11 protein-coding genes and 1 pseudogene are annotated in these 8,029 nt (G+C 64.6%); 4 read left to right on the top strand and 8 right to left on the bottom strand.

Annotated elements, in window-relative coordinates:
• Both V7050_RS15555 and V7050_RS15550 read right to left on the bottom strand, forming a co-directional pair.
• A partial coding sequence (locus tag V7050_RS15555) for a phage major capsid protein (protein ID WP_442885701.1) occupies nt 1-355 on the bottom strand: 355 nt, incomplete at its 3' end.
• A gap of 100 nt (nt 356-455) precedes the next feature.
• A pseudogene (locus V7050_RS15550) lies at nt 456-890 on the bottom strand (dihydrofolate reductase family protein); the annotation flags it as partial.
• A gap of 263 nt (nt 891-1,153) precedes the next feature.
• Here V7050_RS15550 and V7050_RS15545 point away from each other — a divergent pair.
• The gene (locus V7050_RS15545; protein WP_324375669.1) at nt 1,154-1,594 is read left to right on the top strand and encodes a cytochrome P460 family protein; all 441 of its coding nucleotides are present in this window, start codon (nt 1,154-1,156) and stop codon (nt 1,592-1,594) included.
• A gap of 33 nt (nt 1,595-1,627) precedes the next feature.
• On the opposite strand, the gene V7050_RS15540 is transcribed toward V7050_RS15545, so the two are convergent.
• The 6 genes from V7050_RS15540 to V7050_RS15515 all read right to left on the bottom strand — a co-directional run bounded on the left by V7050_RS15540 (nt 1,628) and on the right by V7050_RS15515 (nt 6,131).
• Nucleotides 1,628-2,023: a (R)-mandelonitrile lyase gene (locus tag V7050_RS15540; RefSeq protein WP_324375667.1), complete on the bottom strand. Its 396-nt coding sequence runs from the start codon at nt 2,021-2,023 to the stop codon at nt 1,628-1,630.
• Between the two features lie 26 nt (nt 2,024-2,049).
• Nucleotides 2,050-2,688: an NADPH-dependent F420 reductase gene (locus tag V7050_RS15535; RefSeq protein ID WP_324375665.1), complete on the bottom strand. Its 639-nt coding sequence runs from the start codon at nt 2,686-2,688 to the stop codon at nt 2,050-2,052.
• Between the two features lie 62 nt (nt 2,689-2,750).
• Complete coding sequence (locus V7050_RS15530) at nt 2,751-3,512, bottom strand: carboxymuconolactone decarboxylase family protein (protein WP_324375663.1); 762 nt, start codon at nt 3,510-3,512, stop codon at nt 2,751-2,753.
• 110 nt (nt 3,513-3,622) lie between these two features.
• Nucleotides 3,623-4,519 carry a LysR family transcriptional regulator gene (locus tag V7050_RS15525; protein ID WP_324375661.1) on the bottom strand — a complete coding sequence of 299 codons (897 nt, stop codon included), beginning with the start codon at nt 4,517-4,519 and terminating at the stop codon, nt 3,623-3,625.
• An 89-nt stretch (nt 4,520-4,608) separates the two neighbouring features.
• A complete protein-coding gene (locus V7050_RS15520; protein ID WP_324375658.1) occupies nt 4,609-5,613 on the bottom strand; it encodes a PQQ-dependent sugar dehydrogenase in 1,005 nt (334 codons plus the stop codon).
• A gap of 59 nt (nt 5,614-5,672) precedes the next feature.
• Entirely contained in the window at nt 5,673-6,131 is a 459-nt protein-coding gene (locus tag V7050_RS15515) for a (R)-mandelonitrile lyase (RefSeq protein WP_324375656.1), read from the bottom strand.
• Nucleotides 6,132-6,438: 307 nt separating this feature from the next.
• Between V7050_RS15515 and V7050_RS15510 the strand changes: the two genes are divergently transcribed.
• The 3 genes from V7050_RS15510 to V7050_RS15500 form a co-directional block, all read left to right on the top strand.
• Entirely contained in the window at nt 6,439-6,879 is a 441-nt protein-coding gene (locus V7050_RS15510; RefSeq protein WP_324375654.1) for a lipocalin-like domain-containing protein, read from the top strand.
• A 190-nt stretch (nt 6,880-7,069) separates the two neighbouring features.
• Nucleotides 7,070-7,423, top strand: a complete 354-nt coding sequence (locus V7050_RS15505) for a cyclophilin-like fold protein (RefSeq protein WP_324375652.1) — start codon at nt 7,070-7,072, stop codon at nt 7,421-7,423.
• An 83-nt stretch (nt 7,424-7,506) separates the two neighbouring features.
• A partial coding sequence (locus tag V7050_RS15500) for an SDR family oxidoreductase (RefSeq protein ID WP_324410799.1) occupies nt 7,507-8,029 on the top strand: 523 nt, incomplete at its 3' end.

Here is an 8,029-nt window from a genome sequence, read left to right as displayed (position 1 = left end):
TGATCGCGACCACCCGGCCATAGGTCTTGACCTTGTAGCTCTCCTTGCTCTCGCCGAGCGTCCCGCGCTTGAACTCGCCGCTCTCGCCGACCTCGAGCAGTTGCGGCGCTTCACCCAGCTGGACCCGGTGCATCGCCTTGAAGTCGGTAGCCAGCACTTGGCGGCAGAACAGCATGAACGTCCGAGGATAGGCCTCGTAGGCCTGCCGCAGGGTCTTGTTGGTGACGGCCGAGAGGATCTCGGGGAAGTCCGAGGTCGAGTGCAGCGCCCGCGTCGCCACCTCGTCGCGCGACAGGCCGCGCGTGTTGACCCCGGCATTGCCGAGGCTTTCGCGGGCGAGCTCCAGCAGCGTCATGCCGCGGTACTGGCGCGCAGCGTCCTCCAGCTGGAACAGCGTCGTCGACGAGGCCGGCTGCGAGGAATGCGCCGTTGATTCGACCGCCTCCCTCGAGGAGCAGCCGGTCGGCGCCGAAGGCCGACCCGATCCGATCCAGCGCGCCCGCGATGTCCTCACCGTTCGGACCGGCGAAGAAGACAGAGACGCCGCGTGCCACGAGTTTCTCGACATGCTCAAACGAGACGCCCTCGGAAACGACCAGAACGAGATGGTCGCCATCGATCTCGCCCGCCTCTGGCTGAAGTCGCCCTTTTCGGTCGAAGCACACGGCGATCGGGCAGGTGCTGCCCTGGACCACAATGTCAGTTCGAGGCCCCCCGGCCTTGCCAAATGAAGGCTCCCCGGCTGTCACATAGTGCTGCATCGTCTCCCGGCCGACGATCCAGCCGCCCGCGTCGAGCCGCGCCGCGGAACTGTCGTAGACTTCCAGCACCTCTTGATCGGAGATCGGCCAACGCTCGGGGAGAAGGCGTCCGTCAAGCGAAGTGGCCATGTGGCAGATGATGTTGGGTCTGGGCATGAGACGGATCGTGGCTCCGGAAATTTCTGTCTGGGAGGCAATGCCTCGGCTGACGACGACCTAAGGCCGTCCCGAGCGCGCGAGAATGCCCGAAGTTGCGCATGCACTCATGACCGGAGGTCATAATCGATCGCCCGTCCATTGATGAGCGCACCTCATCTCCGGGTTCAGACGGGACGGACTAATCGACCGGCGATGCCGCCTTTAAGCTTGTCCGAAAGCAAGGAGATGCTGCCATGAAAAGACCACGGACGAGCTTCGCGTTGCTAGGCCTCGTAGCCGCGACGCCAGTCATCGCGCAGGTACTGAACTCCGACGTCCTGCTTCGGGACGGATACCGGGACGAAAGCCATTATGCGACGGTCGTGCGGGGCGGCATCACGGAGGAGATCTATACCTCGCAGACAGCATTGGCCGCAGCGCGAGCCAGCGAGCCGTTGCCAGACGGCACTGTAATCACCATGGACGACTTTCGCGACGGCGCACTTTACCGGATCCTCGTCATGGAAAAGCGATCCGAATGGGCCGACGCCTCCGAGGCCGGAAGCTGGCTATTTCGCGAGTTTGCTGCCGACGGCACGCCGAACCTCACCGAGGACGGCATGCGCTGCCAGTCATGCCATGCATCGCAATTCGCGAACGACTATGTCTTCACATATGGCCGGATGACGGACTGACGGCCGCCCGCCATCCTGGGCACCGGCGAAAGATCAGGACTGATACTGCTCGTCCGTGACCTTCTCCATCCATGTGACGGGGGTGCCGTCGATGCTCTCCTGGATGGCGATGTGGCTCATCGCCGTCTCCGGCGAGGCACCGTGCCAGTGCTTCTCGCCGGCCGGAAACCAGACGACATCGCCCTGAGAGATTTCCTCGATCGGTCCGCCCTCGCGCTGGACGCGGCCGCGCCCGAAGGTGACGATCAGGGTCTGGCCCGCCGGGTGAGTATGCCAGGCCGTGCGAGCGCCGGGCTCGAACGTGACGTGGGCGCCCGCTGTGCGGCCAGGTTCCTCGGCCTGAAACAGCGGGTCGAGACGGACGGTGCCCGTGAACCAGTCCTCCGGGCCTGGGCTCGAGGGGGTTGTTCCGGCTTTCGTGATCTTCATTTTTTCTCTCCTTCTTTTGCGCGCGGTCAGCCACGCAGTTTCTCGAAGCGATAGGTCAGCGCCGGGCCGCCAGGCTGGCCGTAGGCGAGCTCCGCGGTGACCATTGCGAATGGCTCGACGAAACGGGCCGTGCGGAGGCCGCCGGCCTCGAGCGGCTCGAAGCCGATGTCGCGGATCAAACCGCCCGCGACGTCCTTGGCGCCTGCGTCGTCGCCGTAGACCAGAAGGTGCGGCCGGGAACCGTCGCCCTTGCGGGCGAATACCGGCGCAAAGCTTTCCGAGGGGCTCGTGTTGAAGCAGGAGACCCAGCGCGCCTTGGGCCGCATGGCCAAAAGTTCCTCGGCGCCGGAGGTGGACGTGCCGACGACGAGGTCGGAGTTGCTTTCGTCGAGCGGAACACAGCAGTTCAGGACGACCATTCCCGCGAGATCGCCCGCCTGATCCAGCACATCTTCGATCCGTGACCAGTGAACGGCGAGCAGAACCGCCTCCGCAGCCTCGACGGCCTCGGCGACCGTTCCTGCCGCTCCGCCGGCCTCCCGCGCCAGCCGGTCGAGCTTTGCGCGGTCGCGGGCGTAGGCGAATGTGACGTCATGCCCGCAGGCGGCCCAGATCCGGCCGAGCTTGGCGCCCATCAGGCCCGAGCCGAGTATTCCGATCTTCATGGCAGACATCCTTTCGAGCAGCGGTAGGGGACGGGCGCACAGAGGCGCCCGTTCCGTTGAGATCAGTTCGTGCGGCTCTCGAAGACCTCTGCGGCCACCGGCATGGCCGAGAACACGCGGGGCCAGCCGGTGTAGAAGGCGAGGTGCGCAAGCATGGCGCCGGCCTCTTCCTGCGTGAGCCCGTTGTCCATCGCCCGGTTGAGGTGGAATGTCATCTGCTCGGGCTGACCGGCGGCGATGAGAGCGGCGACGGTCACGAGGCTGCGGTCGCGCGGCTCAAGAGCGGGGCGCAGCCACAGATCGAGAAACAGAAGCTCTTCGGTGTTGTCGACAACGCCTTGGCTGACGTTGCCATAGGTCCGTTGCACGTTCTCCTGGCGAGCGGCCTCGGCCTCCTCGTTGAGGGTCAGGAGCTCGGGATCGACGGCCGGAAGATCCGCTGCGGCGACGCCACGCTCGGCAAAGACGGGGGCGATGGCCTCGGCGGCCGCGACGGCATTGCCCCAGCCGGAGTAGAAGGCGAGGTGCGTGATCGTCTCGGAAATCTCCGATGGCGTTACGCCAGCATCGAGCGCGAGCGCGACGTGCTCCGGCATCCGGCCGGTCTCCTGCCGCGTCACCATCGCGGCGAAAGTCACGAGCGCCCGGTCGCGTGTCGAGAAAGCATCCCCATGCCAGACGTCGGAGAACAGCGCGTTCTCGGAGTAGGCTTCGAGCGCAGGGGCGACTTGGCCGACAGTATCGGGTAGCGTGGTCGAGAGATCCTGCGCAGCGACTGAGGCGGCGGACAGAACGAAGGCGGTAGCGGTAAGTATTGTCTTCATCCGGGGGCTCCTTTCAGGCGGGTTGCCTTTGCCCCTCCAATGTGGAGATGTCTTGGGGAAGCTTAATGGTGTGAATGATCACCCCACCCATGACCGCTCCTCATCAATCTTTAGCCACGCTCCTTCAGCGCGTCGAGCACGACCTGAAAGGCGGACGACGGTCTGAGGCGACTCGGAAAGTAGAGATGAAAGCCTGGGAAGTACGGCGAATAGCTTTCGAGACAAATCCTGAGCGCGCCTGAAGCGAGATACCGTTCGGCCAGACGCTCGGGCACCAATGCGAGACCAAGGCCATCCACGGCGGCGTACATCGCCGGGTTGATCGTATTGAAGCAGACCTGGCCCTGCACTTTCACGCGCATCTCCTGGCCCTCGGCGTCCTCGAACTCCCAGGCGTAGAGGCTGCCATGGTTCGACAGGCGGAGGTTGATGCACTGGTGACCGCCAAGGTCCTGCGGTGTCTCGGGAACGCCTGCGCGCTCGAAATACTCGGGCGCACCGACGCAGACCATCCGCTCGTCCGGGCCGATCCGGACCGCGATCATGCCCTCGCTCACCTGCTCGCCATACCGCACCCCCGCATCGCACTGCGCGCTGGCGAGATCGGTGTAGCCGTAGTCCATGACGAACTCGACATTGACCGAGGGGTGCTGTTTCAGGACCGGTGCCAATTTCGGCAGGAGAAGGGACTCGATCGCGTATTCCACGCCGACTATCCGCACCGTGCCGGTCGGCCGATCGCGGGCCTCATTGAGCGCTTGAAGCCGTGCTTCGATCATCTCGAAGCACGGGTTCAGCGTCGCCAGGAGATCCTCGCATTCGAGCGTCGGCGCGACGGATCGCGTGGTGCGCGTGAGAAGTCTCATTCCAAGCCGGGTCTCAAGCCCTTTAATCGTGTGGCTGAGAGCCGACTGAGAGACATTCAGCCGGGCGGCCGCGCGCGTGAAGTTTCTCTCTTCGGCGACAGCGGCAAGGGCGATTAGATCATGAATGTTTTCGCGGAGCATGCGGGTGGCCTCGATCTGCCTTTCGCCACTCAACGAAGGGCCACACCTAAGATACATGAGGGCAGCTCATTAAGTCCACCAATTATGCATCACGGATCGAGGCGGATCAGACGGTCGCGCGATGGGCCTTCGCCGCGTGGCGAGCGGTTCGTCGTGATGACATAGATATCGGCACCGACGACCAGCACGTCGCGGATGCGCTCGCCGGTCGGATGATGCATCGAGACTTCGCCGTCGAGGCCGACGGATAGAACGCCCTCGGCCTGAAGTCCCGCGAGAAGCAGGTCATCGCCTGTCCACGCAAGTCCCGATGGCGCCCACGTGCCGCCTCCGGAATGTGTCAGCGGCGCCCGCATACCATCCGCTGTCTCATCACCTTGAATGAGTGGCCAGCCGTAGTTCGCGCCCCGCTCGATCAGGTTCACCTCGTCGTGGCCGGACTGGCCGTGTTCGGCCGCGTAGAGCTGGCCATCATCGTCCCAGGCCAGACCCTGGGGATTGCGATGGCCAAGCGACCAGACGGGCGAACCGGGGAACGGGTTATCGTCCGGAATCGCGCCGTCCGGCGCCACGCGGAGGATCTTGCCGGCGAGGCTGCCTACGTCCTGCGGACGCTCCCGGTTCTCGGTCCAGCCCGTCGTCACGTAGAGCATTCCGTCCGGGCCGAAGGCGACCCGACCGCCGTTGTAGAGGGGATGGCCGGGAATGCCGTCGATCAGAACCCGCGTCTCGCGCCAGGTGTCTCCGTCGAGTTCCACCTCGATCACGCGGTTGGTGCGGTCATCGGGGGTGCCGGTGTGCTGATAGAGAACGGCACGGCGCGTCTCGGCAAAGTCGGGGCGGAGCGCAAGCCCGAGCAGGCCGCCGCCGCGATCGTCGAGGATCGGAGCGCTCGTCTCGACCGGCAGTCGCCGGAACGTTCCGTCCTCAAAGATTCCGAGCGTCCCGGCCTTCTCGGTAACATAGATGCTGTCGCCGTGGGCCTCGATGTCCCAAGGATAGTTGAGATCGGGCAGGATCGTCTCGGCCGACTGCGCCGCCGCCGCCGTGGGTGCCAGCGCCGCCAGGGCAATGGCCTGCAGGATGATCTTCATTGTTTGAGCCTTGTAGAGGGAGGGATGGTCGTGGCCCGCCAAACGGACCACGATCCCGGTCAGTCGACGTATTCCTCATCCGTGACGTGCTCGCCCCAAACGACGTTCTCACCGTCCTCATATTGCTGGATGGCTATGTGAGTGACGGCGGTCTCGTCGGTAGCGCCATGCCAATGCTCCACATCCGGCGGGCACCAGACCACGTCGCCGGCACGCATCACCTGCTTCTCCTGGCCGCGCTCCTGGACCCAGCCGATGCCGGAGGTCACCACGAGTTTCTGCCCTGCGGGATGATGGTGCCACGCCGAGCGCGCGCCAGGCAGAAATGTCACGACGCCTGCATTGACGGCGAAGGGTTCATCGGCGGCGAATAGCGGCTCCACGTAGGCGGTCCCGGTGAAGAACTCGTCGCTGCCGATGCTGCCCGCGCGCTCCTCGGCGCGGGTGATCTCCTGCGACTGAGCAAATGCCGCCGGTGCGGCGAGAACGAGCGCAAGTGTCGTGAGCATGCGTTTCATGTCGATCTGACTCCTCAAGTGCGAGTGTTGCCTTTGACAGCGCCAGTGTCGCCGTCTGGAGCAGAACGTACGCATAGCTCGCCCCGGAATAATGGCTGCTGGACGGGATGCACTCATTAGCGGTGTTCATGAGCGAGCGGCACGGGCTCTCCGCATAGAAGCGGAAGGACCTATGAGAGGGCTTCATGAGCCGTGTGTCCCAGCACACGATTATCGCGCGGGCCATCTTGAACGATCTTCGAGACACGTCGGCGCGAAAGCCCGCCGAGCACTGAAACAACAGACACTTCAGACAGAGGACGCGCACATGACCTTCTTCAGGACCGCCGCGATCACCGCAGGCATTGGCCTGGCTGCCCCCGCCTTCGCGCAGGATCAGTTGTCCCCCGCCGAGCAGATCGTCGGCTTCTGGCAGCTCCGCACCCCTCAGGGTGTCGTGGTGACCGAGGACGAGTTCACCAGCCAGATCATCTTCTCCGACAACGGCCTGATGGCCGTGCAGGCCATGTCGCCGGACCCCGAGGGCGAGTCGGCCTACATGCGCGCTGGCTACGAGGCCTACTACGGCACCTACGAGGTGGACGAAGCCGCGGGAACGGTGACCTTCGCCGTGGAATCCGCCATCGCACGCGATCTGATCGGTCAGGAGCTCGAGCGGAATCTGGTGGTTTCGGAGAACGAGCTAACCCTGACGCCCACCAATCCCGAAGAGACCTGGAGCGTCACCTACGAGCGCCGCCAGGAGTAGTCCCAGGATGAACGCCCTCCATCCATGAGTCCTGCTCATGATCGCTAGGAATTCGTGGCGGGTAATCCGATCCGTTGCCGAGGCCTAAGTTGGCAACAATGAAAGGAAGCCGATGCTCTCTCGCCTGTTCGTTCTTTGCGCTCTGGCAATCGCAGCACCGGCTTTCGCCGAGCAATCGCAGGAGTCCGCCATGACCGCCATAACTGTCACCGTTGCCGGGCAGACGCTCACCGCGACGCTGGACGATACCACGGCTGGGCGCGACTTCGCCGCGATGCTGCCGCTCAATCTTGTCCTCGCCGACTACCACGGCATCGAGAAGGTCGCAGACCTTCCGAAGAGGCTCGATACGTCCGGCGCACCTGACAGCTATCGGCCAGAAGCCGGCGACATCACCGTCTATGCGCCCTGGGGCAACCTCGCGATCTTCTACAAACCATTTCAGTCCTCCCGCGGACTTGTTCGGCTTGGAGAATTCGAGGGGCCGATCGAAGCGCTGATCCGTGACGGCGAGATCCCGGTCCGGATCGAACTCGCCGACTGACCAGAACCCGAATGCGCCGCGCCGACGTCGCCTGCTGAGGCGGCGCGGCCGCCGCGCGACCACAAGGAATCAAGGAAAAAGCCATGACCGACAACATTGCCGGAAAAACCATCGTCATCACCGGCGCGTCCAGCGGAATGGGCGCCGCGGCGGCCCGCCACCTGGCCGAGAAGGGCGCCAACGTCGTGCTCGGCGCGCGCCGCGCGGAACGGATCGAGGTGCTCGCCGAAGAGATCCGAGCGGCTGGCGGCAAGGCCACCGCCGTGGTCACCGACGTCACCAAGCGGTCGGACGTGCAGACGCTGGTCGACACCGCCGTCGAAACCTACGGGCGCATCGACGTCCTGATCAACAACGCGGGCGTAATGCCGCTGTCCCCGCTGGAGCGGCTCAAGGTCGACGAATGGGACCAGATGATCGACGTCAATCTCAAGGGCGTGCTTTACGGCGTTGCGGCGGCACTGCCGCACATGAAGGCCCAGAAGTCCGGCCACATCATCGGCCTCTCCTCAGTCGCAGGGCACAAGCTGTTCGGCGGATCGGCGGTCTATTCGGCCACCAAGTTCGGCGTGCGCGCCATCAGCGAGGGCCTGCGCCAGGAGGTCA

Source organism: Amaricoccus sp., assembly GCF_036846665.1.
GTDB lineage: Bacteria > Pseudomonadota > Alphaproteobacteria > Rhodobacterales > Rhodobacteraceae > Amaricoccus.
Note: the sequence above shows the minus strand (reverse complement) of the source record. Positions and strands in the feature narration are given on the sequence as shown.

Bases quoted from the DNA above. Each gene is read 5' to 3' on its own strand.
- V7050_RS15525 (WP_324375661.1), bottom strand. From the start codon at position 4,519: ATGCTCCGCGAAAACATTCATGATCTAATCGCCCTTGCCGCTGTCGCC.
- V7050_RS15505 (WP_324375652.1), top strand. From the start codon at position 7,070: ATGACCGCCATAACTGTCACCGTTGCCGGGCAGACGCTCACCGCGACG.
- V7050_RS15535 (WP_324375665.1), bottom strand. From the start codon at position 2,688: ATGAAGATCGGAATACTCGGCTCGGGCCTGATGGGCGCCAAGCTCGGC.
- V7050_RS15520 (WP_324375658.1), bottom strand. From the start codon at position 5,613: ATGAAGATCATCCTGCAGGCCATTGCCCTGGCGGCGCTGGCACCCACG.
- V7050_RS15515 (WP_324375656.1), bottom strand. From the start codon at position 6,131: ATGAAACGCATGCTCACGACACTTGCGCTCGTTCTCGCCGCACCGGCG.
- V7050_RS15530 (WP_324375663.1), bottom strand. From the start codon at position 3,512: ATGAAGACAATACTTACCGCTACCGCCTTCGTTCTGTCCGCCGCCTCA.
- V7050_RS15545 (WP_324375669.1), top strand. From the start codon at position 1,154: ATGAAAAGACCACGGACGAGCTTCGCGTTGCTAGGCCTCGTAGCCGCG.
- V7050_RS15540 (WP_324375667.1), bottom strand. From the start codon at position 2,023: ATGAAGATCACGAAAGCCGGAACAACCCCCTCGAGCCCAGGCCCGGAG.
- V7050_RS15510 (WP_324375654.1), top strand. From the start codon at position 6,439: ATGACCTTCTTCAGGACCGCCGCGATCACCGCAGGCATTGGCCTGGCT.